Origin of the sequence: Nocardia sp. CA-119907, from assembly GCF_050955995.1 — a bacterium.
Taxonomy (GTDB): domain Bacteria; phylum Actinomycetota; class Actinomycetes; order Mycobacteriales; family Mycobacteriaceae; genus Nocardia.
This window is the reverse complement of the sequence record NZ_CP192091.1, coordinates 6,229,689-6,255,090: the sequence shown is the minus strand read 5'-3', so window position 1 is coordinate 6,255,090 and position 25,402 is coordinate 6,229,689. Positions and strand designations below refer to the sequence as shown.

Sequence of the window (25,402 nt, the reverse complement as noted above, 5' to 3'; positions counted from 1 at the left end):
AAGGCCGGAGCGATCGTTTGAGATCGCAGTCGACTGCGGCGCAACCCCGCATCCGGCAATGACCTCGGGAAGGGAGGGAACCAATGGACATCTTGAACGGGCTGAGTGCTGGGTCGGGGATTCTGGCGAACGGCGCCTACGTGCTCAACACCTTGGCCAATTTGGCTGGATTCGTCCTGTCGCTGATTCCGTAGCACGGGCAGCGGCAGGCTCGGTGACCGGCCCTCGTGGTGCTTTCACCCCCCCCACGCACAGGCACCGCGAGGGCCGTGTCCCAACTCAATCTGCACAGGACGTGCCCTCTGCGAGCACGGAATTCGCTGTATGCGGGCTGTCGGCCATCTGGTTGCGGGCGCGTTGATCTGCTATTGCCGCGCTGACTTGTGAACTGGTGACGCATCCGATGGTCTGCGCTCGATCATCTCCCGGGGGCTGCCCGCGAGAAATGTCCTGAAACCACTTAGTTCCCAATGCGTTTCGCGGAGACGGTCGTTGCCGTCGCTAGCCGCAACGATGCGGCAGTCACGGCAGATGCCGTCCATGTGCGCCTATCCAGGGAGGACCTTCGTTGCGCCACATCAATTCCCAAGCTCCGGCCCGGTTGTCGGCCGGAGCTGTCGCGATGCCCAGAGCAGCCGGCCGATCAACATCCAGAATCCGAGCTGCTCGGGTCACAGTGACAGTTCTGGCACTGACTGCGGTGGCGGCTATGACCACGACGTCCGCCACTGGTAGCGCACATGCGGTCCCGATCGGGCCAGGGTGCCCGGCGCTGTATGTCATCGGCATCCAGGGCACAGGGCAATCCTCACCCACTGCGGATCCCTTGGCCGACTCCGGCGTGCTCGGCACGCTGCTAGCTCCCGTCCTGGCGGCCGTGCCTGGACTTGTGCAGCGCAGTTACATCAGCTACGGAGCAGGTTTCGGTGGAATCGTGCCCGGCGGCGGACCGGATCCCTATGCGGCGTCGGTGAGCGATGCGCGTAATCAGCTCGACGTGGCTGCTGCACAAGTGGTGGCGGAGTGTCCCAACACTTTGATCGCCGGTGTTGCCTATTCCCAAGGCGCACAAGCGATGGCGATGTGGGCGCAGGACGTCGGTGCGGGTATGGGGCCGGTGCCGCCGGAGAAGATTGCCGCGATTGCGATGTACTCCAATCCCACTCGGCTCGAAGGGAGCCCGACCTTCCCGGGTCGGCCGGGACAGACCGTGCCTGACCCGGCGCCGGGCACGAACGGCGATGCCGTGGCGCGGATACAGATCAGCAGCGGAGCGGCCAGTGGTAGCGGGATTGCCAGCACCGGCGTCGGGTACGGCATGCTCGCGGGCCGCGTCATCGATATCTGTGTCGACGGTGATCTGGCGTGCTCGGCGCCGGACAATGCCGCGCTGCTGCGGATCGGCGCCGAGATCGCAGCCCAAGCCAACTTGAATGACCCGATCAGCGCAATCGCGTCGATCAGCGGGCTGTTGTCCGATGCTCTGGGCGATGCGTGGACCACCATTGTCCTCAATGACTTCCAAGTCGGCGGCGGCACCGTCGACTACGTGCCGCAGGAATCTCTTTCGGCGCGTTTGATCGATGCGGCCGATCCACGAACAGCGGCACCATCACCACAAGACGCCGACACCGCGGCGGCCCGGTGGAGTGAGGTCACCGCCGCCGTCGCGAGTAACCCACTGATCTTGCTGCCCAAGCTCGTCGGGCAACTTGGGGCCGCGTGGGCACAGTTGCTGGCCGACAATGCCGCCCTGGCGAATCCGCTCGTTTGGCTACATTTCGCGGACACCGTCGCACGCCATAACGGTTACGCCGCGAGGGGGCAACTGGCTTCCGGTGCCGCGTGGCTCACCGCCATCGCCTACGACATCGCGAGCCGATCATGACCGCGGCGTCGGTGTCGGCTAATTCCCATGGCCCGACGGTGGCGGCTGATTCGCTGCGCCGCAGCATCACGGAAGCTGAAGCTTCATGGGAATGACCAACGTCGACCGCGGTCCCACTGGCCTGGTGATAGGCCGGGCGGTGCTGGTACTCGGTTGCGGTGCATCGTTTTTGAGCTTTCTGGATGCCGCCATCGTCAACATGACCTTCGCACCAATAGCTTCGGCGTTTCCCGGCGTCGTTCCCGCGACGCTGACGTGGGTGGTCAGCGGTTATGCGATCACCTTCGCCGGACTGTTGGCCGCTGCCGGTCATCTGGCGGACACGATGGGACATCGGCGAGTGATGTTGGCAGGGCTGGGCGCGTTCACAGCAGCATCGCTGCTGTGCGTGGTTGCGCCGACGGCCGGTTGGCTCATCGCTGCCCGCTTCGCACAAGGCGGGGCGGCTGCGTTGCTGTTGCCGTCAGCGCTCGGTGCGATGCTGACCGCTGCTGGACCGGCGAAGGCAAGCCGAGTGATCGGCGCGTGGTCCGCCTCCGGGGCTTTGGCGGGAACCGCTGGTCCCGCGATCGGGGCGCTGCTCGTCGACGTTTGGGGATGGCGGAGCATATTCGCGCTCAACATTCCATTCGGTGTCGCCCTGTTCGCACTGGGGGCTTATGTCCTGCCTGCCACGACCAGGCGAGACCGAGGTCTGCCCGATGTGACGGGTGCGGTCATTCTGTCGGCTGGAATTGCCGCCCTCGTCGCAGCCATTACTGAAGGCCACCGTTGGGGCTACACCAGCCCGCTTACCGTCGCGGTGGGCGCCACAGGAATCGTGACCTCGCTCTGGGTGGCGCGACGCAGCCACCACCATCGGAGGCCTGCCCTCGAGGTGAGCTTGTGGCGCTCACGGTGTTTCGCGCTGAACACCGTGGCCTCCGTTGCGCTCGGGTTCGCGTTGTTCGCCTACCTGCTGGCGATCCCGATGTTCTTCGTCACCGTATGGCACCTGAGTTTGCTGCAGGGCGCGGCCTGCGTCGGTGTCGGTGGAGCGGCCGCCATGGCGGCGGCCGTGGTGGGCCGTGCCGCGACTGCGGTAACGGCTCGATGGTACTGCGCCGGCGGGTTCGCGGTGGTAGCTGCCGCGTTCGTGGTGATAGCCAGCGCCCTTGGCCCGCACCGTAGTTGGGGGCTGTGGGTCGTTGTGGCGATCGCACAAGGTGGCGGAGCCAGTGTGGTGATCATCGGGCTGTCGGTGATCACCGCGGCCACGGTGCCCGCGAGTCACTCGTCGGCGGGGATGGGACTGATGTTGGCTGCGCGCCAGAGCGGCGGTGCCCTGGGTGTAGCGGTCGTTTCGGCGATCCTCGTGCCAGGGGACGTCCTCAGCTCCGTCCACGAACTTTTCGGGCTGCTCGCCGCCGTGACCGCTGCCGCGGCAATCCTGTCGACAACGCTGATAGTCCGCCGTGGTGGCACCGATGTCGCCGCGCTCGGGCAGTCGACCTCCTCACCGGCAACGCCGAGCTCTGAGAACACCAGCCCAAGGAGGCTCTGATGACCCGGACACCTGTTGCGGCGGCATCGCATGCCACCGATTTTCCCCCTGGCTCTCGATTGCCTGTTGTGATCCAGTCGCTGCTGTATGCGCGGCGGCGGGCGTGGTGGCTGCGACGGCTGATGAACCGGCACGGCGATGTGTTTGCGATCCAGGTACCCCCGTATGCCGACGACCTGGTGGTCGTGTCGAAACCAGACCACGTCCGAAAGATCTTCGCAGCCACCTCGACCGAGGTCCACGGCGGTGAGGGCAATCATCTGATCTCCGGGCTCCTCGGATCCACCAGTGTCATGGTGGCCGACGAGACCGATCATGCGCGATTGCGTCGCCTGCTCATGCCCGCGTTCAACGGCGCGGCCCTTCGCGGCTACCGCGCCGCGATCCAGGAGATCGCCGAATCAGAACTCGACGCGTGGGCCGGACACGAGCGCGGACATGTGGCGGGCCTGGAGCGGATGAACGCATTTGCTCTGGAAACGATCCTGCAGGTCGTGTTCGGGTTGACCGACCCCGTTCGCCGAAGCCAGATCACCCCCCTGATCGAGCGAGTCGTCACGATTCACCCGCTCGTATTGGCAGGGCTGAACTGGCCGCGGCTGCGCCGGTTCGGTCCGTGGGCCAGCTATCAGCGCATCGAAGCCCAGATCAACGTTCTGCTCGATGAGGAGATAGCCGAACGCCGCGCCGATCCAGGGGTGGCAGAGCGCACCGACGTACTGTCGCGGCTCCTGGCTGTCGGCATCGGCGACGCGGCGACCGATGTGCCGTTGACTGACACCGAGATTCGCGATCAGCTCATCACTCTGCTGTTGGCTGGCCACGAGACGACAGCCAGCGCGCTGGCCTGGACTCTGCATGAACTGGCCGCTCACCCGGTCATCCAGGACAAAGCACGTCGCTCTGTCGCCGGGGGCGACGACAAGTACGTGGATGCGGTGTTCAAAGAAGGCCTGCGGCTGCACACCATTATCGGCGGCACCTATCGGCGACTGACGACCGATCTGCAGGTCGGTGACTGGAGACTGCCCGCCGGGATCTATGTGACGACCAGTTCGCTGCTCACCCATCGTGACCCCGAAAACTACGACGACCCAACAGCTTTTCGCCCGGAGCGTTTCCTCACCGGGCAAGTCCCTGTGCACGCCTGGTACGCGTTCGGTGGTGGGGTGCGCCGCTGCCTCGGCGCGCAGTTCGCATTGCTCGAAGCTCACTGCGTGCTGCGCGAGGTGTTGAGCCGCTACACCCTGTCGCTGCCCGCTGGCGCGGCACCTGAACGGCACCACGTCCGCAATATCACCCACGTCCCCGCCCATGGATCACAGCTCGTGGTCACCGCTCGCAGGAGAACGTCTTGACCAACACCAGAATTCACATCCGGCCACTGAGCGTGCACTGCGAGGATGGGCTGCGGCTCGACGGGACCGAAGTGACAAGTCCAGCTCCTGCGGTGACTGTCATCTATATTCACGGTCTTCTCGCGGACAAGACCTTCTGGGAGCCGCTGATCGAGTCCCTGATGCCGTTGACCGGGCAGTGGGCGTCACACATCGCCTTCGACGCACGCGGGCACGGTCGCTCTGAGAGGCCGCATCGACGATCCGATGCCGACTTCGGGCGGCTTGCAGACGATTTGGCCTGCGTGATCGACCACGTCCCCGGCCAGATTGTGCTGGTCGCCCATTCGATCGGATGTTTCACTGTCCTGGAATACGTTGGCCGCCATCGGCGGCAGGCGTCGCGGGTCGTTGACATTGTGCTGTTCGGGGCATCCGGTGAAGAACCATGGTGGCCAGCGTTGCGGACGTTTCGACCCGCCTCCGCCGCGTTGCGGTGGATGCGCCGTCGCGGCCCGCTGGACGCGGTCAACGCGGCCGGACACCGCGTGCTGGCAGCGCGACTGCGTAGCCTCGCCGCACACGCTAAACCTGGTCGTGCCCAACTGATTCCGAGCACTGAGCCGGTCGACCCGCGAGTCACCGCTGACATCTGCACCGCGGTCACGAAATTCCGGTTGGCCACACCGATGGTGGATGGATTGAACGAAATCCGGGTGCAGCTGATAACGGCCGAGTACGACAGGGTGGTCCCTGCGGCACAAACTCAGTATCTGGCCACCCGGATATCTGGCGCGGTCCTGTATCACCTCGAGGACGCGGGTCATTCCATGCCGCTGTCGGATCCTGACCGCGCGGCCGCGGCAATCGTGTCGTCCATCGCTCGGTACAAACCCTTGAACGCACGTTCCCATGCGCTGAGGCCCGCTGTCGAAGTCGCTGCTGACATAGGCAGCGATGCCACGTCAGGGGGCGGACAGCGATGAGCCACAACGCTATTGCAGGCTTTGTGGCGGCCACGTTGGCAGCCGTGGTGGTGGTCATGTCAGTGATTGCGGTGCGTGGCCCGCGCCGCCTGGACGTAGTTGACGATGCACACCCACCGGCGGACCCCGGTCTCGGCGGCTCGAAGGATGCTGTCTGCGCGTTCTCGGCGACGATGATGCAGGGGCGATGAGCATGGCTTCGATCCAGATCGTCATTCCCGCCTCGATTTCCACGCTGGTTGTGATCGCCAACGTCGGCGTAGCAGTACGCGGTCATCGACCCCGCCGACTGGGTGCACCTGTCCGCCGTCGCGGCCGATTCTGCGCGTCGACATCTCACCGCGGTAGGCGCAGATGAATGCCTCGAGACCCCAAGCCCAGCACACCGCAATGTCGGATCGAACTGATCGCGACGAATCCGGCGACGGTCCAGGCACTGCCAATCCGTGGGTATTGGTCGCGACATTGGCGGATCGGACTACCTGGTGGGTCGTCGCCGAGGGCGCGCAGCCCAGACGATGGACACGCCTGAGCAGGACCCGGATTGCCAGCAGCAGCAGTATGAATCAGCATCTTGTGCCGATTATCGGGCAGGCGATCAGTAGCGGCGAACCTCAGATCCGTTCGTGCCACCTGTCATCCGGTGTGCGGATGCGGATCATCGCGGTTCCCGTGGCTGGACCGGATAACAAGGTGTTCGCGGTCCACGTGTGGGGCGGACCCCGGTTCCAGCCTATTCCGGCCCGGCCGAGTGTCGGCGCACTGATGTGCCGGAGCCGGAAAGGCTTCACAACGACGGATTCAACATTCGAGGATCTGATCGACGCCGAGGCCATCAAGACGCCAGCACGGGCATTGCCGGAGCTGATGCGGCACTTCGAAGGTAGCGATGACACAGCCGGCCTGATGAGGCTGTTCGACGAAACACCCGAGGGGCCAACACTGTGGTGCGCAACGGTGGTGACAACCGGCGTCGCAACGAATACGCGCAGAAACCTTTTCATCGCTGCCGCAAGTGTCCCCTACGGGCGTGGACGGACGATCCGCGCCATCGCTTATGACATCAGCAATGAGCACGACGCCCCGTCGCCAACACTGTGCGCGAAATTGGTGAGCACCCTCCCGATCCAATCCCGTCACGCGGTCGGGATCACCGATCTCACAACGGGCTTGGTGCACCAGTGGATCAAAACCGGGCCAGCGCCACTGGACCGCTGGATGTGCGAGATCCCCGAGACACATCCCGATGATGTCGCCGAAGTGGCCCACACCCGCACCCGGCTACTGGCAGGCGTCGAACAGGCCGACATCAGATTTCGCCTCCGCTTCGACACATCGTCCTGGGTGAGCGTTCACGCCCACCTCACCGTGCTCACACGCGGAATCTCGCCCCAAGCCTGCCTCGACGTCCGACTGGCCACCCGACGAGCAAACGGTACTGGTTCCCGACGACCCAGCGACCCCAACCCGCATAGCCGACCGGTATCGGAGGTAGCACCCAGCCCATCGCGTCGCGCGCGATCCCGGTCGCTGCAGACGGGAGGACCCCGCTCGATCGGATGAGCGAGCTATTTCTCCCGCGCGGTCCACCACCGCACGGTTGACGACGTCACCGACCTCCCTCAATTCCCACAGATCAGGCACCACACGACGTTTGGAGACCCATGACCACCCACGCCACCCACAGAGGCAAATCCTATTGGCGCTCAGCACATTCCAGCCCAGCAAAGCGGCCAACGAGTATCGCACTGGGCCAGTGCATCGCTGGCGATGGCCAGAAAATGCGTGCGTGGGTCAGCGCGCTGCTGCAAACCCTGGACGATCGCCCCGTCCCCGGACGAACTCACAGTGACGAAATCCGGCACGGCTACGAGCTGCTCGGTGAGCTTGTCGCCGGGCTCGGTGGGTCCTCACGCGCAATAGCCCAGGATTTCGGGCTGCTGTGCGCGATATATGACGGTGCGGCAGTGTTCGCGCCGCGACTGCTTCCTGTGTTGAGCCACTTCAATCTCGGCATCGAGACCATCGAAACACGTGGCACCGGCGAGCCTTATCAGCTCAGCTGCCTGGAGGAACTGGACGACGTGCGCGCAGTTGGAGGGTTGGCCGCGACCGAACTCGGTTATGGCACGAACCTTCTCGGATTAGGCGTCATCGCAGTTTGGCAACCCGATGTGCGGAAGTTCACCTTACACACCCCCAGCGCTGAGGCAATCAATATGTGGCCGAACGTCGGGTTGGCGGGGGTCGCGAAAACGTTCGTCCTGCTTGCCCGTCTTATCGTCGATGGCCGCGACGAAGGTGTCTGGCCATTTGTGGTGCGCCTGCGGACACGCGACACTGTCAGTGACGGTGTCGATATCGAGCCGTTGCCGCCGACAACTCTGGGCCCACCAATGGACCACGCGGCCTTCTGCTTCGACGGAATGTCCATCCCGGAAGGCGCTCTCCTGAGCGGGCATTCGGCCGGATTCGATGAGAATGGCGAATTCAGTTGCGACCTGAGCCATTACGAGCGGTTTCACCTGAGCTCCGGTGCTCTGGGATCGGGACGGGTGTTGTTCGCAGGCGCCGCCCTGGCGAGCGCGCGCGCCGGATGGGCGATTACATGCCGTTACGCCAACCAGCGGCCGACCTCTGGCGGTGTCCTGTTGGCCGACCGAGACGGTACACAACAATCTCTTGTGTCCTGCGCAGCAAGCCTGTTCGCACTCACCGCGTTGACCAACCTCGCACGTGCACGTCACGATGCTCAGCATCCATGCGCGGCCACGCTGGATATGCTCATCAAGCCAGCGGCGTCCGATACCGCCCGTGCTGTTCTCGAAGCCTGCGTCGAAATATGTGGAGCACAAGGAATTTCAAGCGCGAACCTCATCGGGGACTATTTTCTGCGCGGCAACGGTATCGCCATCGCCGAAGGTGCCAATGGTGCACTCAAGGCCGCCGTCGGCCGCGCGCTATCACGCATGGACACATCAGGGCTGTACCTCCAGCCTCGGAGCGAACAGCTGCCATGGTGGCACGCAATGCTTCACGAACGTGAGCAGACGATCACAGCGGAGGCACGAGCGAGAGCACGGACTGCAGCGACGACTGCGCGCCCCGACACCGCCGCCACCAAAGTCTACGTCGCGACGATGGAGAGAATGGCCGCCGACGCACTCTCCTCACGCGCTACGGCTGTGGAGATCCCCGAAGCGATCGCAACCCTCGACGACCTCGTCGCGGTCTACTGCCTGGAGCGAATCAAAGCTGACGCGAACTGGTTCGCCATGCGCGGCAAGTATTCTCAGGAGCGCGCTGTAGAAGTGGAAGACGCACTGTCGACTCGGTACTCACTTCTTGCTGAGCATCTTTCAGATCTACTCGAGGCCGTCGACATCCCCAGACTGCCGGCCGCTATCGATGCCGATAGCTACGTCATCGGGTGGCTCGACATTCTCAACTGGCGGCACAAATTCCCCGACACCAAATGAGCCCGAAACAGGGGGCTCGGCGATGTGATGCAATGGTTTTCGCCGTTCACAGACGACCATAGTCGTGGATATCTGCGACGAACACTTCCAGCGCGAAGCATTGCGCCGAGACACCAGGACAGCGCGGCAATATCACCATAGTCTGACATAGGGTGCACGCAAAGCATCCACTATGGCCGACATGAGCGCATTCGGGCTGAATCCCCACCCGAGGGTTCATTATCGACTCGAGACTGATGTCGCTGACCGATATCCGAAAGCAAAAGTCGCCCATGGCTGTCGCCCTCACACCAGCGGTCCCGGCTGACACTGAGCCGAAATCGACGCCTGACAATCAGTGATCGCGTCAGGCGCTCCGGGGAAACCAAATACCAGCAAGGACGAAGACCATGGGCTGTGCTGATTGCCATAGATCACGAATCCCCGCGGTGAATGATGACTTCGGGTGTCGGCCGTGGCCCCGCCGGTGTGATGCGTATGGCGGTCAACGACGCCCATAAACGATCCGCTATGCCGGGGGCGGAAACCGTTGCGACAATACGAAACTCGGCATAGGATGGGGACGCGCCCTCATTTCGATGGGTTTCCCGGATCTCGCTGGTGGCGGGTCCGGATGTAGCGCCGACGAAGTCAACCAAATTGCCGGTCCACGTTGTGGCCTAGCCAATTTACGTCTCCCCACAGCGCGGTTTTCGCAGGGAGCGACCCCGGTAGTCCACGACCACCGCATCGGTGATGACTCGCTCGGATAGTGCTGAAACCTGTTGAAGATCAACGCTGTTCATCGAAATGAGGCCATCGGAGATATGAACGAGGTCGGACACAATCCATCAGTGCCGAAAGAAACGGCGCATCACGCGCCGAGCGCATCCGATTCGGCAGCCTGGGCGCGCGTCGAGCGGTATCTGCGGGCCGCGTCGGTCGCGAGCCTGTCGGAGGATGAGTTCGTTCGGCGAGTGCGCCGATCCGGGATCCCTGTGTGGCCCACCGGAATCGGAAGCGACGGAATGCCGAGCACATATGTGGCGCAGGTCGCGGTCGGGCCAGGTCTTCGGCGCTCCGATACCGAATTTCACACCGACCTGTCTTTGACGGCGCTGCGTGGCCAGTGGGAACCCGGACGCCTGTCGCGCCGCCACGCTATCAGCGAATGGCACGGTGTACGCCGTCCATCCGCGTTCGACCGGGACCGAATCCTGCTGTCGCATCCGGCGATGTGGTCACGAATGTTCGCCGATGCCGGGCAATTCAATGACCAGCTTCGCTCACGCCCAGCATGGACGGGCGACGATCTGGCGTGGGCCGCTGCCCGGTTGGCCGGAGTGTTCGCCGTGTGGTCGATCCGCGTCGGAGACCAGTCGGGGGCACCGTTCGCGGCGGCCACCCACGAGTTGGCGCGTTGCGCGCAACACCTCCCACCTGAGGACGACGCTGTGGCCGCACGCCGGCACCGAGCTCGGCCGAACCTCGGTCGAGTGGCATTCGGCCTGGCCCAACTCGACCGCAGCACGAGCGATCCATCAGACAAATCGCTACTGCTGTTGGTGCAGCTGGTCGGCGGGCTGCTGGAGATCGCGAAGGCTCACCGGCCACATGATCTGGCCCGCGCACTATCGCTGGCACGAGTCGGGACGTCGTTGGATGGCGTATGTGAGCAGCTACGGGGCGCAGCTCATCGCCGCGAACACGATCGCCGAACGCGTGGCGATTGATGTCGCCGACATGGCTTGCGATCCGTTCACACCGCTGCGACGACCCTAGCGCGGAGCCGCGTTATCCCCGGCTCGGCCTCGACCGAGCACGAGTAGGGCTCGGTGATCGGGATGTGATCTCGATGGGACCCGCCCTCTCGGTCGCATTGTTGGCCACCGCCAGGTCCCCGCGCCGTCCGAAGACGCGACCGTGCACACGGCAATCGCCCACCGGTACAAGCGAACTCGCGTGGGCCCGACAGATCAAGCGAATGAGGACTCGATGAATATCCGACAGCGCCCCTTGCTGGCGTTCGCAGCGCTGCCTGTAGTGGCAGCCCTGATCGCTGGACCGGCCCGAGCCGAGCAGCCAGGCCTGGAGAGCCCGGGCCAGGCCCAACCTGGCCTGAGTACGGCCCCGACACCACCTGCGCCCCAGGACACACCGACGGTTGTCGATCTGATTCCGAACCCGCCGCGGCCTCAACCCGTGCAGCAGACCCAGCCGCAGCACCTCGTGCAGCCGCCTGCCACGCCTGCGGTAGAGGACGAACCGGACGAAGAGGACGCCCCCGGCGACCAGCAACCCGCGCAGCCCGCCGAACCGGAACCACCCCAGCGATTGCTGCGCGTGGGCACCGAAGAGTTCCCCGTACCTGATTGGGTTCCCCCGGAGGCCCAGGCTGTTGGCCAGGATCTGGCAGACAAAACCGAATGGTGGGCGGCGGCAGGATTCGACGCCCTCGGCTTTTCGACCGAGGAGTCCGACCGAAAGGCCGCCGCGACGATGGTCGGCGGAGCGGCAGGGTGGGCAGTCGGCGCGAACGCTGGCGGCTTTGTCGGTGGTCTGGCGGGCTGCTTCGCGGGGATGGCGATCGGCGGTGTCGCAGGCGGTGTCATCGGCGGTGCGGTCTCCGGGGGAGTCGCAGCTCCACTCGGTGCCTTTGTCGGTGGGCTCGGAGGATGCATCGCCGGAGCTGCTGTTGTCGGAGTCCCACTCACGGTCGCCGCAGGAGTGGTGGGCGCGGCCGTCGGTGCCGCAGCGGGCGCAGCACTGGGAACCGGCACCACCCCACCGGCCGAAGACGACACACCGGCCGAGGAAGACGCAGCCCCCGGGGAAGACGCAGCAGTAGCAGATGCAGCGGGAGACTACGAACAAGCCGTTGACGAGCCTGCTGATGCCGGTGAGGAATGCTCGTGATCGGCGCTGCCGTGCGGACAGCGGCTGCCATGGTGGCGGCCACTGCCGCAGTGCTGTTTCTCGCGCCTGCGGCGAAAGGCGAACCCGCACAACAGAACTGCCCGCAACTCATGGCGATCGGCATCCAGGGCCCTGGCCAGGCAGCCGATGACACCGGCCCAACCACTGACTCCGGGTTGCTGGGCGAGATCTTTCGCCCGTTGGTCACCCGCGAAGATGGGGCGTTCGAACGTGTCTACGTGCGGTTTCATGCAGAGCTGAATGCCGTCACCGCCGAGGGGGGCCCAACTCCCTACGAGCAGAGCGTGGATCGAGCGGTAGCCGCAGTGCGCCAGACGGCCTCGGATTTCCTGGCCCGCTGCCGCCAAAGCCGCATCGCGGTCGCAGGCTCCGCCCGCGCCGCCCAGGTGGCATCGGTTTTCGCCCAGCAGGTCGGGCGCGGCGGCAGCGGGATCGCGCCGGAACGGGTCGCGGCCGTGGCGATGTTCGGCGACCCCACCCGCAGCGCGAACACTCCGACTTTGCCCGGCGCCACGGGCCAAACCCGACCCGATGTCGCGCCGGGCACCGCCGGGCAGGCCGTCGCGGGATTGGCGGCGCTGGTACAACAGCCCGCAGCAGGTGGTGGCATCAGCCCCACCCGCACCTCCAGCACCGGATTCGGCAGCCTCACCCGCCGTGTCGCCAGCTTTTGCGTATCAGGTGACTTGGCCTGTGACGCACCCGAGAACGCCGCGATCCTCAAAGTCGTTTCCAATATCGTCGGCGCGGCAAACGACGCGGGTGGTGATCCGCTGCGGGCGTTGGCATCGGTAACCCAAGCGTTGGCATTCACCGCGATCAAAACCGTGACGAATGTCGTCAACAACGACCTGCAGGGAAATTCGATCGCCTCACTGTCCTTGGCGCCGAACACATCGCTGTCGCAGCGGGTCGCCGAGGCCAGCGACCCCCGCACCCCACTGGACATCAACAACGTACTCAAGGCGGTGCTCAAGGTCGGCACCATCGCGATCAACGCGGTCGTGACCGTCGCCAAAGCAGTTGTCACACCAGCGAACATCGCCGAAATCGCCGCCGCGGGATTATCGAATCCCGGCGCTGGTTTGGCAGTACTCGGACAGAAACTGCTGGGCGCGCTACCTCAACTGATACCTCCATCGACCGGCACACGACTGGTGGGGCAAGCATTCCAAGCAGTGGTGTCCAACGTGACCGATAACGCGGCACTGATCGACACCACCAACTGGGTGAAATTCAGCGACACGATCGACCGGCAAGGCGCATATCTGAACACCCCGATCACCGACACCGGTCAAGCACCAGCGAAATACACCACCGACTGGTTCACCGCGATCATCACCGACCTCTCCACCTCCCCAGCGACCAAGTCGAGCCAGACCACCCCATCACCCACCGCCACACCCGCACCGGCCAGCACCGCGCCAACGACCTCACCGCCACCAGCACCACCCCCGACCGCAGCGCCATCACCCGGCATGAGCTCCACGGTGCCACCGCCACCGCCACCGGCGACAGCCGGATAACACCTGCCCACATCGCCCACTCCCGATGAGAGGAGACGAGTTGATCGACAACAGCCACCACAAGCCCAGCGCTCACAACATCAACGGTCCCTCCGCGGACTGGGACGACAGCGCCTGGACAGAAATGACCGGATTCGGTTCCCTCGCACCGGAACTCGCCGCAGAACCCCAGCCTGCCGAGAACAGCTACACAGCCTGGCTGTCAGCCGAGCACCACGACGACCAGGACAGCGGTCACGACATCATCGACACCGCCGCCCCGCACGCGATGGACGAGAATGCCCAATACACCGTCTGGCTGCCGCGAACAGAGGACACCGACCCCGCCGCTGGAATCGACGTATCCGACATCGACGACCTGGCAGGAGCCCTAAACGCCCGCGAAACGGTGCGCCCCCCACGGTTTCGCAGCCGATGGACGATCGCAGTTCTGGCGACCCTCGCCTCGGCGACCGCCATATCACTGGGAGCCTGGGCGCTGTCGACGCTGTCGATCACACCCTCCGATCGGCAGAGCGCCCCGCAACCGGCACCGGCCACGGCAGGTGTGGCGGGGGCCACGAGCACATCTGCCGCGCCATGGTGCGAGATCCTCGACAGTCCTGAACACGTGAGCGGCAACGGAGCGGGTTCCCTCAGCTCCGGTCCGCAGGTGATCCTGGCACTCGAACACGCCTACTACATCGAGCGGACCGCGGCGGCCGTTCGGGTACTGCTGGCACCGGAGGGCCGGTTCGGCACCGACGAGGAAATTCAGGCCGGGATCGATGCGGTACCCACTGGCACCACCCACTGCGTGAATATCACCGCGGCGGGCACCGATCGCTGGTCGGTATCAATCAGCGAACGGCGCCCGCTCGGCTCGATCGTCGTTCACCACCAGCTGATTTCGATAACTCAACGCGACGATCGCAGCGTGGTCGCCGCGGTCGAGCCCGCATGAGGACCGGGTGATGCCCACTATGACCCGAACCACCCAACGCTTGGAAACTGCGACCGGAGCCGATACACATCGCAGTCGGAAACCAACACCGCGTGCGGTGGTCGCACCGCCCCCGCGACAACGCGCCCCCATCTGGGATCGGCCGGTTCCGTTGCGCCGCACCGCGATCAGCGACGGACGTCCACCACTGATGTGGCTGTTGGGTGCTCACGGTGGAGCGGGCACCAGCAGCTTGGAGCGGGCGCTAGCACCTGCGGCGGACTGTGCGCGACGCTGGCCGGCACCGATCGGCGCCGAGTCCCCCTACGTGGTTGTGGTGGCACGGGAAACAGCGGTCGGACTGGCCGCAGCCGATGCGCTGCTGCGCCAACATCACGCCGGATTGGCGGGCGACAGCATCGTGGTGGGACTGGTCACCGTCGCGGCGCGTCCCGGCCGTATACCCAGCCAGATCCGCCGCGACCGCGATCTGTACAGCGGCCTGGTCGAGCACATGTGGCATGTGGGCTGGCACGAAGCGTGGATGTTGACCACCCACACCGAATTGCCCGTCTGGACTCCAGGGGACGCACCCCACACCAAAACCCGCGGCGACGAACTGGCGGCCGCGCCGCGCGACGTGCACAACCTCGGCCAGGACCTGGTCGCAGTGATTACCGCCCTGCACAACACCCGCAACACAACGATCGGAGAACCGTTATGAGCTGGCTACTGTCGCCCCTCGCCGAGCACACCGGCGTGGTGCTCTCCCAAGTCACCAACTATCAACCCGAGGCGCCGCCAGGCAGCGACGGGCTGGAGAAATTGGTGCGATATCTGATGTGGTTCGTCCTGTTGTCCGGGGTGAGCGCCATGATCTTCGCCGGCGGCAAGTTCGCGTGGGAGAAATGGCAAGCCGGGATGATCGAATCCCCCAAGATGATCGTCGGCGCGTTGATCGGCGGCATCGTCGCCACCAGCGCCGGAACGATCATGAATGGCGTGCTGGGCCAGTAGCCCAGCAAAGATTCATGATCGAGACGGTCTTGGCGTACAAGGACCTACCCGCCGACGTCACCACCCAGCTATCGCAACTGTTCCAGTGGACGCTGTGGTTGGTCGAGACCGGCCTCATCGCCCGCTTGGCCTGGGTCGGCGGAAGGGCCGGATGGGAGCACTTCCGTCCACCACCGGGCCCACCGGCCGCCCCGGGAGACACCGCACGCGTGCTGCTGTCGTGGATCTTCGCGACCGTCGCCTGGCCGATCGCGGCGTCGCTGCTGATGGATCTCCTCCTGTGATCCGCGCTCACGAAAGACACCCAGAATGAACCTGTCCCACTCCATCCCCAAACTCTTCGGCGCTGCGGCGATGGCCGTCGTCCTGGCCGCATTGATGCTCGGATCGAGCACAGGATGTTCCTCCGACGACCGCACTGACACCTCCCTGCCCCCAAGGCCTCCGGATCTTTCGGCGCCGCCCTCGGACATTCACTGGCAGGACTTCTACGGTGTAGCACTACCCGTCGGCGCGGATGGCCCCCGCAGCTACACCAGCACCGCCGCGACAGGGTTCACCCAGAATCCGCAGGGCGCGGCACTGGCCGCCATCGTCCACACGATCCGGATGTCGCTGGCTCCCGACGACGCGTGGTCGGCTATCGCGAAATCCGAAATCCTCAGCGGACCAGGCAAGGACGAGTGGGTGATTTCGCGAGGCCTGCTGTCGATCCGCTCGCCCGCCGACCCGACCCAGGCTCCGCGAATTCGCGGATACACGATCACCGACTACACACCGGCCACCGCCCGCGTCGATGTCTACACCAGCTTCCCCGACACGTCGGTCGCCATCAACACCGCGACCGTGGTGTGGGCAGGCGGGGACTGGTGGCTTGCCCTGCCGGACCCGGACTCCACCGAACCCCGTGTCCGGTCAGCGGAGTCGATCACCGCCGTCGTGAAACTCGGGCCGCCGCAATGACTCCAGAGAAGACAACGGCCACCGACTCGGGTCAGCGGACCAACCTATCGACGATCGCCGCAGCAACGCTGTTGGTAGCGATTATGATCGCCGGTTCTATCGCGTACGCGATCAGCCGCACGACCGACGGCCACCAACCCACGAACACACCCGCCAGCGCGACATCGGCGCCAGCACCGGCGCCTTCAGGCAGCGCCGGGGAGGGCTTCGATGTTCCCGAGACCGATCTGTTCGGGCGTCGTATCGATATTCCGCGTAATCCCGACGGCGCGCTGCGGGCACAGACTGTCCCCCCGAAACACGCTGGTGACCCGGACTGGCTGAACGCTGCGCCGGCAGGGTTGCGTGAGCAGGGCGGCTGGCAGCGAGTTCATGGCGCTGTCGTGCCGTTCTCGACATCGGACGGCCCGACCCGCATCCACGACGGTGTCGCCGACGGGTACGCCCACACCCCGCAGGGAGCGGCACTGGCTGCGGCGATGAGCCTTTACCAGGTCGCGGCCCGTCCCGGTGATCGCGCGGTGAGCGCCGCGCGCCTCGTATTGAGTTCCGCCGATCAAGCCACCCTCGATTCCGGCATCAACTCCGGGCGGCTTCCACGCCAGCAACCAGAGGCTCTGACACGAACTCTCATCGCCTACGACGCCTTTCGCATCGACAGCTTCGCCGACGACCTCGCCGTGGTGCGCCTGGCTGTGCGCGGCGAACAATCCGCGCAAGGCCGTTCCTGGGTGACCGCGAAAATCCCGATGGTCTGGTATCAGGGCGATTGGCGATTGCGCGGCAGCGGAAACCAACTACCCACCGAGACCGTCTACGACCTCACCGGGTGGACCCAATGGTCATAACCCACCTACGCCGCATCACCGTGCTGCTGATCGTGACAGCCGGACTCGCTCTGACCACCGCGAGCGCCGCGTCGGCTCAGCCCAGCGCACCGCCGACGACGACCAGCCCTGCCCCGACCGAGTCCGGCACATCCACGACCTACGGGTTCGATCAGGTCTGCAACGACATCCACGACATGTTGTCCCAACTCCCCGCAGGAGTCGGCAATTTCCTCGGCAACGGCGCCTCAGCGGTATGCAAAGCAGGCAACGCCGCATCCCATCCCGGCAGCGCGATCGAAGCCACCAAATCGAAACTGTGGGATTCGACATTCGGCAAAGTAACCGAGATCCTGCTCAGCGGACTCGGCGACGCCCTCACAATGAGCACCAGCTGGGCCTGGATACCCAACGACCGCATTCTCAGCAGCCCCGGCGATCAGACCGATCCGACCCAAACACTGTGGGGGCGCATCGACTCCTACACCCGGCAACTACAAACGTGGCTGCTCGCGTTCTCGATTGTGATCTCGGCGCTGCGAATCGGCATCGCCCGCGCGCACCTGGCCGCCGAGTACGCCGAAGAGGCGTTCAAAATGCTCGCCCGCAGCACCCTGTCCACCTGGGTCGCCGGGACAGCGATCCTGGCCTCGGCGCGGATGACCGACAACCTGTCGAGCTGGATCATCAACGACGCCACCAACGGCAACGCCCGCGGCGCGGCCGAATTACTCGCCCGCACCGACCGTTTCGGTGTCTACGGACCCGGGCTGGTGTTCCTGGTCGCGATCGTCGGGATCCTCGGCGCGTTGGCGATGACGGTCCTGACGATCATCCGCCAGGCGCTGCTCGTGGTCGCGGTCGGCATCTTCCCGCTCACCGCCGCGGCGTCGGGCACCGGCAGCGGCAAGCAGGCATACCAGCGCCTCGGTGCCTGGATCATCGCGTTCCTGCTGTTCAAACCCGTCGCCGCCTTGGTGTACATGATCGCGTTCGTCACCGCTGATGAAGTGAATACCGATGTCGCACAGAACGAAGCCGGCAAACTCGACTCGGCGCAACGCGGCCTGATCGGGATCGTGCTGCTGTGCAGCGTCGCATTCGTGTTGCCCGCGCTGGTGCGGCTGGTTTCGCCCGCCCTCTCAGCGGTCGGCTCCGGTGGCAGCGGCGCGGTCGCGACCGGAGCCGCCGTGGGTGCCGCCGCGGCCCTGTTCACCGGAGGCAAAGCACTGCTGGCCCGAGGCGCTGCCTCCGGCGGCGCGGGAACCGCGGGTTTCGTCTCGACCGGCGGACAATCCCCGACGCCACCGCGAGGCGGCGGCACCGGAAGCGGCGGCACGGGTGGGACAGGCGGGCGTCCGCAGCTGCCGCCGTCACCTTCGGCGGGCCCCAAAGGCGCCGGGCACACCCTGCAACCCGCGCCGACATCCTCCGGATCGCGCACCGCCGCTCAGCGCGGCATCGGTGTCCAGGCAACCGGCACCCGGGCCGGGAAGGTGGTCGACCGAATCGGCAATGACGTCACCGGTGGACACGCGCAAACCACAGGAACAACTCCGAACCACAGGCCACCGGATCTGGGATCACACCACATCTCGCGGTGAGATTCGCACCAACACAACACATCTGGCACGAAAGGAAGCCACCGCGATGAGCACAGAGCACATCGAACGCACCTACAGCGCCGGATCACGGCCACGCGCCGAAGGCCTGTTCGGAATGTCGTGGCCGGCGATGGTCACCGCCGGTGCCGTCCTCATTGCCGCCGTTCTCACCCAAGCGATATTCGGATTGCTTCCTGCGGGAATCGTTCTCGCGGTGGGTGTCGCGATCACCGCGCCTTTGGTAATCCAGATCGGCGGCCGCACCGGATACACACGCGCGGTGCTGCTGTGGCAGTGGCTTCGCGGCGCACGCCGCGGCGAGCACCTCTACCGCTCCGGCTCGTTCTCGGCCATCCCCGGTGGCGCGACGACCCTGCCCGGGCTGCTGGCTCCCTCACGCCTATATCAGGGCCAAGCCGTCGACGGCCACACCTTCGGCATGATCCACCTGCCGAAATTCGACGAATACACCATCGTCTTGCGGGCGTGGCCCCAAGGCGCCGAAGCCGTCGATCAGCCTCTGGTCGACCAATGGGTCGCCGCGTGGGGGACATTCCTGGCGTCACTGGGTGGCGCGCCCGATGTGAAAGCGATTGTGCCCGTGATCGACACGGTGCCCGAAACCGGAAACCGGTTGATGACCGAAGTCTCGGCGATCACCCGTCAGGACGCCCCCGTGGTCGCGCGACAGGTCATGTGGGAGCTGGCGACTCAACTGGCCAGCCAACGGGTCCAACTCGAACCACGCATCGCGATCACCTTCGAGGCCACCACCCCCGAGCGCCGCAAGATCCCCGCCGAACAAGCCCTCGAGATCGGCCGCCGACTACCCGGCATCCTCGTGGCACTGGCCGAGGCCGGAGTTCGCGCGGAACCGATGACCGCCCAACAGATCATCGCGTTCGTGCGCCGCGCCTACGATCCCTCCGCGCAAGCCGACCTCGAAGCCGCCGCGACGGACCCGAAAGGGCACGCAGTCACCTGGGCGATGGCCGGACCGCAGGACGAACAACAACGCTACGACAAGTTGCTGCATGCCGGTGCGGTGAGCGTGACCTGGGAAATGACCCAAGCACCGCCCGGGGTGATCACCGAACGGGTGCTGCAGCGGCTGCTGGAACCGAATCCGGAGCTGCCCCGCAAACGTGTCGCGATCGTGTACCGCCCGCATTCGGCCTCCGAAGCGACCCACATCGTCGACGACGACTTCCGCAACGCACGCGTGGCAGAGCAGTCCACCAAAGGCGGACTGGTATCAGCGACCGCCAGCATCCGTGTCGCTGTCGCCGAGCAAGCCCGTCAAGAGCAGGCCCGCGGGCACGGACTGACCCGCTACGGAATTCTGATCACCCTGACCGCGCCCCGTGGCGCGGACGTTCCACGCATCGAAGCGCTCGTCTCCGATCTGTCCACCCAAGCGCGACTGACGATCCGCCGCTGCAACACCTACCAATCCGCGGCATTCGCCGGATCACTCGGGGTGGGAGTGATCCTGCCCGAACACGCCACCGTGCCCGAAATCTTCGAGAGCTGACCATGACCAAGCGACGCCGCACACCAAACGACTCCCGCCGCGAGCGCACTCAGCCACCGGTCACGGTGCCCAGCGGGCCGCGAGTTCTCGCCCCCGACAAGCGCGCACAACTCGAATCGCGCCAGCGCAGTGGCGGGTTGGGGGGCGCGTGGGCATCGATGTTGATCTCGCGCGATGATCACCGCCGCCGCAACCGCACCATGCTCGCCCACGCCGCGGTCGACGACGAATTCAACCGGCACTCACTGCGATTGACCGACAACGGATACGCCGGACGCGGTGGCGGCCGGGCCTCCACAGTCGGGCGGCCAGCCGAATGGCGCGGCACCACCGCCCAAGTCGTCGGACTGTGGCCGTGGTCGGTCGGAGCCGGGGCACCACTGGTCGGCACCCCACTGGGGCCCCACCTGCGGACCGGTGCGCCGGTGTGTTTCGACCCGATGAACTGGTTCAACCGAGGCGGGTTCATCACCGCGCCGAGCCTGTTCGTGCTGGGGCTCAACGGTTTCGGCAAATCCTCACTCGTACGCCGCATCGTCCTCGGCGGCATAGCACAAGGCATCACCCCATTGATCCTGGCCGATGTCAAACCCGACTACCGGCGGCTGGTGGAACTGGTCGGGGGACAAGTCATCGACCTCGGCTACGGCTACGGCCACCTCAACCCCCTCGACCCCGGAGTGATGGGCCGAGTCCTGGCGCAACTGGAAGCCGCCGAAATGTATGAACGGGCCCAGACACTGGGCCAAGAGCTGCGGGCGCGGCAGATCGCGCTGACCTGCGCTCTGGTGGAACTCGTCCGCGGACACCGCGTCGCCGATTTCGAGGAAACGGTCATCGCCACCGCTCTGAGCACGCTGTACACACCGCACAAAGACGGAGGGCGCGGATTCACCGCGCACGATCAGCCGATCCTTGATGACCTACTCGAGGTGATCGTGGCCGGCGGCGACGAACTGCGCCTCGACGCCGCCGCGGAGGACGCTCAACACTACGCGGCCGCGATCGTGCCTCTGCGACAGTCGCTGCGGGCGTTGACCAAAGGCCCGTTCGGTGCGGTATTCAACGCACCCACCACGGTAGGAATCGACCCGGACTCCACCGCCGTGTGCATCGACGTCTCCCACATTCCCCACGGTGACAAGAAGCTCAAAGCCGCTGTGATGCTCGCCTGTTGGGGTGCTGGGTTCGCCGCGGTGGAGGCGCTGAACACCCTCGCCGACGCCGAACTCGCCCCACAACGCTATTTCCAGGTCGTCATGGACGAATTGTGGCAGGTGCTCGCCCTCGGCGACTTCATGGTCGAACGCGTCGACGAACTCACCCGCCTGCAGCGCACCATCGCCACAGCGCTGATCATGATCAGCCACACCATCAAAGACCTGCAATCACTGGGCACCGACGCCGCCATCAACCGTGCCCTCGGATTCCTCGAACGCGCCCGCGCCAAAGTGTTCGGTGCACTACCCGGCGAAGAGGTCAACCGGTTGCACGACATCGTCCCGTTCACCGCCGCAGAGCGAGCAATGGTCACCGGCTGGTCGGCACCCCAAGCGTTGACCGGAGAGGCAATCCAACCTGGAGCCATTCGCCCCCTCCCACCGGGAACCGGCAAGTTCGTCCTCAAAATCGGAGAAGGCGGACAACCCGGAATACCATTCCATCTCGAATTCAGCGACACAGAATTCTCAGAAGGACTGCACGACACCAATACGCGTTTCGCAGAATTCGACACCGCTGACGGTGCCGTATGAGCAGTGTAGGTTCCCATGATTCTTGACGCCTTTCCCATCTATTTGTCGCCGAACTGTCGCCTACGACAGTTCAGTGGGAATCCGGTCCGGCGTGTCAGCGCGTCGATATCCGGCGCAAGTGAGCGAGTACCCCTCTTGCGCAACAACATTGACGCTCACCAAGGAGTCTCTCGCTGCTTTCCGCTTGACGGTCACCAGGCGGCCGTGAGATGGCTCCGCCCCAAAGAAGGCGACAAACCAATGAGGAGAGGACGGCGACAAATCGATGGGAAACCAATGGTTCACGCAAGAAATGAAGGTCGGGACCGACAACTATCGCCGGAACCTAGAAGCGTCGTGCGTGATTGTAGGTTCCCATGATTTTTGTCGGTAGTCCCATTTGCTTGTCGGTGATCTGTCGTTTACGACAACCGATGAGAATCCGGTCCGGGGTTTCTTAGCTCTCGTATTAGACGAAAGGAATTTTGATGTCTGCGACGACTGATGAAATGCTGCGCGAAGTCGGCGACCTCGCGGCGGCGAATTCGGTATGGAATTACTCGCATAGTGAAGAGAACGAATCCAAGCGGCGTGAAGCCGAGGAACGGGCGCATTCGGCCGGAGTTTCCTGGCAACGTATCGACAGAGTCCGTGTGGTCGGTTATTTAGACCAAGAATGGCTCGACGTTCGAAACTCCCCCCACCTCAAGGAATCGATTCGGGCGAGCCTTCTGGAAACAGCCAAGGCCGACGCGTGGCAGTTGCGCTATATGGTTGCGGTCGAGGTTCTCCGCAGTCGGCAACGCCGAGCAGACAACTCCACCACACAGTCGGTGCCCGATGCCGGGCAACAGCGTCGGAACATGGCCGGGCTCGCGGCGAACGTGGAGACTATCGCGGTCCTGATCGACATGACCGAGACTGAGCGCGCCACAGTACGCGAGCATGCGATGGACGACTGGTCGCGAATGATGGCCGGCACCGCCGAGGTTATGGACACACCCGATGCCGTAGAAGAAGTCTGGGACGACATGGGCGACCCATGGTTCCAACGCCGATCCGAACGTATCGCCGACACCCTGCACCACCCCATTCCCGAGCCGAGCTCACCCGTGCTGACGACGCCGGAAGAACTGATAGCGCGCGCACAGCAAGCCTTGGAGACAGAGCCGCCGCACACGCAACTCGATCGAGCAGTTCATCCACGCGAAGTCGGCGATGTCGGCCTCTCGGCCCAGATCGAGGCAGCGATCCACCCCGCCACAACCGCGGAATGGGAACCGGGAGAGGTTCCCGACCCCGCCGCCGACGCACCCAACTCACAGGATCCCGGGCTCTCGCTATGACCACCCGCGTCGATGAAGGCCAGGCCACGCCGGATGCGCAAATACATCCGATCGCTCCCGCCACAAGAAAGCGACAAACCAATGAGAAGAAGACGGCGACAAACCGCTGGGAAACCCCATGGTTCGCGTGCGGAATGGCAGGCCGGGCCGACAACTACCGCCGAAACCTACAAGCTATAGGTTCTCATGATTGATGTCGCTTTTCTCATGAATTTGTCGCCAAAATGTCGCTTTCGACAATTCGGTGAGATTCCGACTGAGCATGTCTGCGGCTTGATCGTTGGTGGGCGGAGGTGGGCTGTCGGCCATGACTGATAAGGGCAGGGACCAGTTTTGGCCCGGTTTGGCAGGTGTCGTTCCCAATTCCGATGTGGCTGTTCGATTTCGGGCGGACAACTGCGGGTTGGTCGATATGACGTTGCGACGGTTGCCGATTGATGAGGTGCTGTCGGGTCGCCCTGTGCGCGAGTTTCGGTGGTGGAAGGGGAAGCGGCACTGCTTCAGCGGGAACGTCTTTAGGTGCCCGATGCGAAAGGAGGCACCGCGCGCGACAGCAGAGGAAGACGAGAGCTACCGCGGACCGCCGACGGACCCTGCTGGTAAGGGGCACAGACCTATGTTGGGAGGCGAACAAGAATGACTGACCGTGGTAGCCGAGGAGATTTGACCGGATGGAAATCGCGGTTGCTCGATCGCATACGAGATCTGGCCTCCGAACAATGGCGGATTGCCCGCGACCACGATCTGATTCCGCCTTGGCCACAGAAGCCCGATCCGGCATTGGACCACTTGCGTATGCACCTCGTCGACCTGAAAAAGCAGGAAGACGAATTGACGGTGCGCGCCAGAGCATCCGGAATCCGCCGCACCGATGTGGATCTGGCGGCGAACGTCTTTGTCTGGGGGCACGTCAGTGCGCCGGTGCTGGAGGGCGAGGAGGCGGTTCGCGCGCAACTGATCGACGCGATCGCCGCCGATTTATGGACTCTTGAGCACATGGCCGCCGTTGCAACGGACCGTCGATGGCGCTACCGCAACGACCCCTCAGTACCCGACACGAAAGAGCAACAGCGCTACGAACGCAACATGTCCGCGATCTGGAAACGAGCGGCCGCCACCGCATCGGTTGCCGGGCTCAGAGACCACGAACAGGCCGAACTCTGGGGCCGCGACGAACTGGGCTGGATCAACCTGTTCCACGAAACCACCTACTTCTACAACGAGAGAGAACTCGAAGATCGCTGGCACGAATATGCCGATCCCGGCACAGCGACCAGCGTCACGAACACAACGGCCGCCAGCACGGTAGATCTCCAACGACCAGCCGATCCCGGCGGGCAGCCACCATCTATGCAGGCGCTCATGGACCGAGCCGCCGACGCGCTGAACGCGGAAATCCGTGCCCTGGGGTCCGAGGGCGAATATGCGGAGTACCGGATCGACTGCTTCCTCGGCGCGGTAGTCCCCGCCGGTGAACTGGATGACTGGTCCCGCGAAGCCGTGGCCGAACGAGACCGACAACGGGCCGCCGACAGTGCATCGGCCTTGATTGAGGCTTGTGGCCTTGACAACGGCCCGCGCACCTCGACGCGGACACGAGCGCCCTCGGCAGCGACGTCGAGCTGCCCGATGCAGCGGAGGCGGGTCCATGACCGACGCCGAAACGAATGGCTCTCGCCCACAACGGTTTCAGAAGGCGAACGACCGGTGAGACAGCAATGCCGCACATCCGATGAGACCCCATGATCCGCGCGTGTTGTCTCGGCCCATGGGCGCCAACA

The 25,402-nt window shown here is 64.7% G+C and carries 20 protein-coding genes; all 20 read left to right on the top strand.

Features of this window, described 5'->3' with window-relative positions; genetic code table 11:
- The first annotated feature begins 709 nt into the window (after nucleotides 1-709).
- The 20 genes from ACQP2D_RS27575 (at nucleotide 710) to ACQP2D_RS27480 (ending at nucleotide 25,367) form a co-directional block, all read left to right on the top strand.
- Nucleotides 710-1,888, top strand: coding sequence for a cutinase family protein (locus tag ACQP2D_RS27575; protein WP_433678828.1), 1,179 nt, complete (start codon nucleotides 710-712; stop codon nucleotides 1,886-1,888).
- Nucleotides 1,889-1,979: 91 nt separating this feature from the next.
- Nucleotides 1,980-3,431, top strand: a complete 1,452-nt coding sequence (locus ACQP2D_RS27570) for an MFS transporter (RefSeq protein WP_433678827.1) — start codon at nucleotides 1,980-1,982, stop codon at nucleotides 3,429-3,431.
- Complete coding sequence (locus tag ACQP2D_RS27565; RefSeq protein WP_433678826.1) at nucleotides 3,431-4,789, top strand: cytochrome P450; 1,359 nt, start codon at nucleotides 3,431-3,433, stop codon at nucleotides 4,787-4,789. The genes ACQP2D_RS27570 and ACQP2D_RS27565 overlap by 1 nt, the downstream gene beginning before the upstream one ends.
- Nucleotides 4,786-5,754, top strand: a complete 969-nt coding sequence (locus ACQP2D_RS27560) for an alpha/beta fold hydrolase (RefSeq protein WP_433678825.1) — start codon at nucleotides 4,786-4,788, stop codon at nucleotides 5,752-5,754. The genes ACQP2D_RS27565 and ACQP2D_RS27560 overlap by 4 nt, the downstream gene beginning before the upstream one ends.
- Before the next feature lie 354 nt (nucleotides 5,755-6,108).
- A complete protein-coding gene (locus ACQP2D_RS27555) occupies nucleotides 6,109-7,317 on the top strand; it encodes a GAF domain-containing protein (protein ID WP_433678824.1) in 1,209 nt (402 codons plus the stop codon).
- Between the two features lie 101 nt (nucleotides 7,318-7,418).
- Nucleotides 7,419-9,233 carry an acyl-CoA dehydrogenase family protein gene (locus ACQP2D_RS27550; protein WP_433678823.1) on the top strand — a complete coding sequence of 605 codons (1,815 nt, stop codon included), beginning with the start codon at nucleotides 7,419-7,421 and terminating at the stop codon, nucleotides 9,231-9,233.
- An 833-nt stretch (nucleotides 9,234-10,066) separates the two neighbouring features.
- Entirely contained in the window at nucleotides 10,067-10,945 is an 879-nt protein-coding gene (locus ACQP2D_RS27545; RefSeq protein WP_433678822.1) for a hypothetical protein, read from the top strand.
- 262 nt (nucleotides 10,946-11,207) lie between these two features.
- The gene (locus ACQP2D_RS27540) at nucleotides 11,208-12,128 is read left to right on the top strand and encodes a hypothetical protein (protein ID WP_433678821.1); all 921 of its coding nucleotides are present in this window, start codon (nucleotides 11,208-11,210) and stop codon (nucleotides 12,126-12,128) included.
- Nucleotides 12,125-13,675: a cutinase family protein gene (locus ACQP2D_RS27535; protein ID WP_433678820.1), complete on the top strand. Its 1,551-nt coding sequence runs from the start codon at nucleotides 12,125-12,127 to the stop codon at nucleotides 13,673-13,675. The genes ACQP2D_RS27540 and ACQP2D_RS27535 overlap by 4 nt, the downstream gene beginning before the upstream one ends.
- Before the next feature lie 40 nt (nucleotides 13,676-13,715).
- Nucleotides 13,716-14,618: a hypothetical protein gene (locus ACQP2D_RS27530; protein WP_433678819.1), complete on the top strand. Its 903-nt coding sequence runs from the start codon at nucleotides 13,716-13,718 to the stop codon at nucleotides 14,616-14,618.
- Between the two features lie 316 nt (nucleotides 14,619-14,934).
- Entirely contained in the window at nucleotides 14,935-15,321 is a 387-nt protein-coding gene (locus ACQP2D_RS27525; RefSeq protein ID WP_433678818.1) for a hypothetical protein, read from the top strand.
- Nucleotides 15,318-15,614, top strand: coding sequence for a hypothetical protein (locus ACQP2D_RS27520; RefSeq protein ID WP_433678817.1), 297 nt, complete (start codon nucleotides 15,318-15,320; stop codon nucleotides 15,612-15,614). Before ACQP2D_RS27525 ends, ACQP2D_RS27520 begins: the two co-directional genes overlap by 4 nt.
- 14 nt (nucleotides 15,615-15,628) lie before the next feature.
- Nucleotides 15,629-15,898: a hypothetical protein gene (locus ACQP2D_RS27515; protein ID WP_433678816.1), complete on the top strand. Its 270-nt coding sequence runs from the start codon at nucleotides 15,629-15,631 to the stop codon at nucleotides 15,896-15,898.
- 25 nt (nucleotides 15,899-15,923) lie between these two features.
- Complete coding sequence (locus ACQP2D_RS27510; RefSeq protein ID WP_433678815.1) at nucleotides 15,924-16,577, top strand: hypothetical protein; 654 nt, start codon at nucleotides 15,924-15,926, stop codon at nucleotides 16,575-16,577.
- Between the two features lie 83 nt (nucleotides 16,578-16,660).
- Nucleotides 16,661-17,425 carry a hypothetical protein gene (locus tag ACQP2D_RS27505; RefSeq protein WP_433678814.1) on the top strand — a complete coding sequence of 255 codons (765 nt, stop codon included), beginning with the start codon at nucleotides 16,661-16,663 and terminating at the stop codon, nucleotides 17,423-17,425.
- Nucleotides 17,416-19,008: a hypothetical protein gene (locus ACQP2D_RS27500; RefSeq protein WP_433678813.1), complete on the top strand. Its 1,593-nt coding sequence runs from the start codon at nucleotides 17,416-17,418 to the stop codon at nucleotides 19,006-19,008. Before ACQP2D_RS27505 ends, ACQP2D_RS27500 begins: the two co-directional genes overlap by 10 nt.
- A gap of 46 nt (nucleotides 19,009-19,054) precedes the next feature.
- On the top strand, nucleotides 19,055-20,542 hold the full coding sequence (locus ACQP2D_RS27495; RefSeq protein ID WP_433678812.1) for an SCO6880 family protein: 1,488 nt from the start codon (nucleotides 19,055-19,057) through the stop codon (nucleotides 20,540-20,542).
- A gap of 2 nt (nucleotides 20,543-20,544) precedes the next feature.
- Complete coding sequence (locus tag ACQP2D_RS27490; RefSeq protein ID WP_433678811.1) at nucleotides 20,545-22,296, top strand: hypothetical protein; 1,752 nt, start codon at nucleotides 20,545-20,547, stop codon at nucleotides 22,294-22,296.
- Between the two features lie 467 nt (nucleotides 22,297-22,763).
- Entirely contained in the window at nucleotides 22,764-23,621 is an 858-nt protein-coding gene (locus tag ACQP2D_RS27485; protein WP_433678810.1) for a hypothetical protein, read from the top strand.
- A 684-nt stretch (nucleotides 23,622-24,305) separates the two neighbouring features.
- The gene (locus tag ACQP2D_RS27480) at nucleotides 24,306-25,367 is read left to right on the top strand and encodes a hypothetical protein (RefSeq protein WP_433678809.1); all 1,062 of its coding nucleotides are present in this window, start codon (nucleotides 24,306-24,308) and stop codon (nucleotides 25,365-25,367) included.
- Nucleotides 25,368-25,402 lie beyond the last annotated feature (35 nt).

Coding starts and splice junctions, on each gene's coding strand:
- ACQP2D_RS27555 (WP_433678824.1), top strand. CDS start 6,109: ATGAATGCCTCGAGACCCCAAGCCCAGCACACCGCAATGTCGGATCGA.
- ACQP2D_RS27485 (WP_433678810.1), top strand. CDS start 22,764: ATGTCTGCGACGACTGATGAAATGCTGCGCGAAGTCGGCGACCTCGCG.
- ACQP2D_RS27550 (WP_433678823.1), top strand. CDS start 7,419: ATGACCACCCACGCCACCCACAGAGGCAAATCCTATTGGCGCTCAGCA.
- ACQP2D_RS27565 (WP_433678826.1), top strand. CDS start 3,431: ATGACCCGGACACCTGTTGCGGCGGCATCGCATGCCACCGATTTTCCC.
- ACQP2D_RS27520 (WP_433678817.1), top strand. CDS start 15,318: ATGAGCTGGCTACTGTCGCCCCTCGCCGAGCACACCGGCGTGGTGCTC.
- ACQP2D_RS27515 (WP_433678816.1), top strand. CDS start 15,629: ATGATCGAGACGGTCTTGGCGTACAAGGACCTACCCGCCGACGTCACC.
- ACQP2D_RS27490 (WP_433678811.1), top strand. CDS start 20,545: ATGACCAAGCGACGCCGCACACCAAACGACTCCCGCCGCGAGCGCACT.
- ACQP2D_RS27495 (WP_433678812.1), top strand. CDS start 19,055: ATGAGCACAGAGCACATCGAACGCACCTACAGCGCCGGATCACGGCCA.
- ACQP2D_RS27575 (WP_433678828.1), top strand. CDS start 710: ATGACCACGACGTCCGCCACTGGTAGCGCACATGCGGTCCCGATCGGG.
- ACQP2D_RS27510 (WP_433678815.1), top strand. CDS start 15,924: ATGAACCTGTCCCACTCCATCCCCAAACTCTTCGGCGCTGCGGCGATG.
- ACQP2D_RS27570 (WP_433678827.1), top strand. CDS start 1,980: ATGACCAACGTCGACCGCGGTCCCACTGGCCTGGTGATAGGCCGGGCG.
- ACQP2D_RS27540 (WP_433678821.1), top strand. CDS start 11,208: ATGAATATCCGACAGCGCCCCTTGCTGGCGTTCGCAGCGCTGCCTGTA.
- ACQP2D_RS27505 (WP_433678814.1), top strand. CDS start 16,661: ATGATCGCCGGTTCTATCGCGTACGCGATCAGCCGCACGACCGACGGC.
- ACQP2D_RS27500 (WP_433678813.1), top strand. CDS start 17,416: ATGGTCATAACCCACCTACGCCGCATCACCGTGCTGCTGATCGTGACA.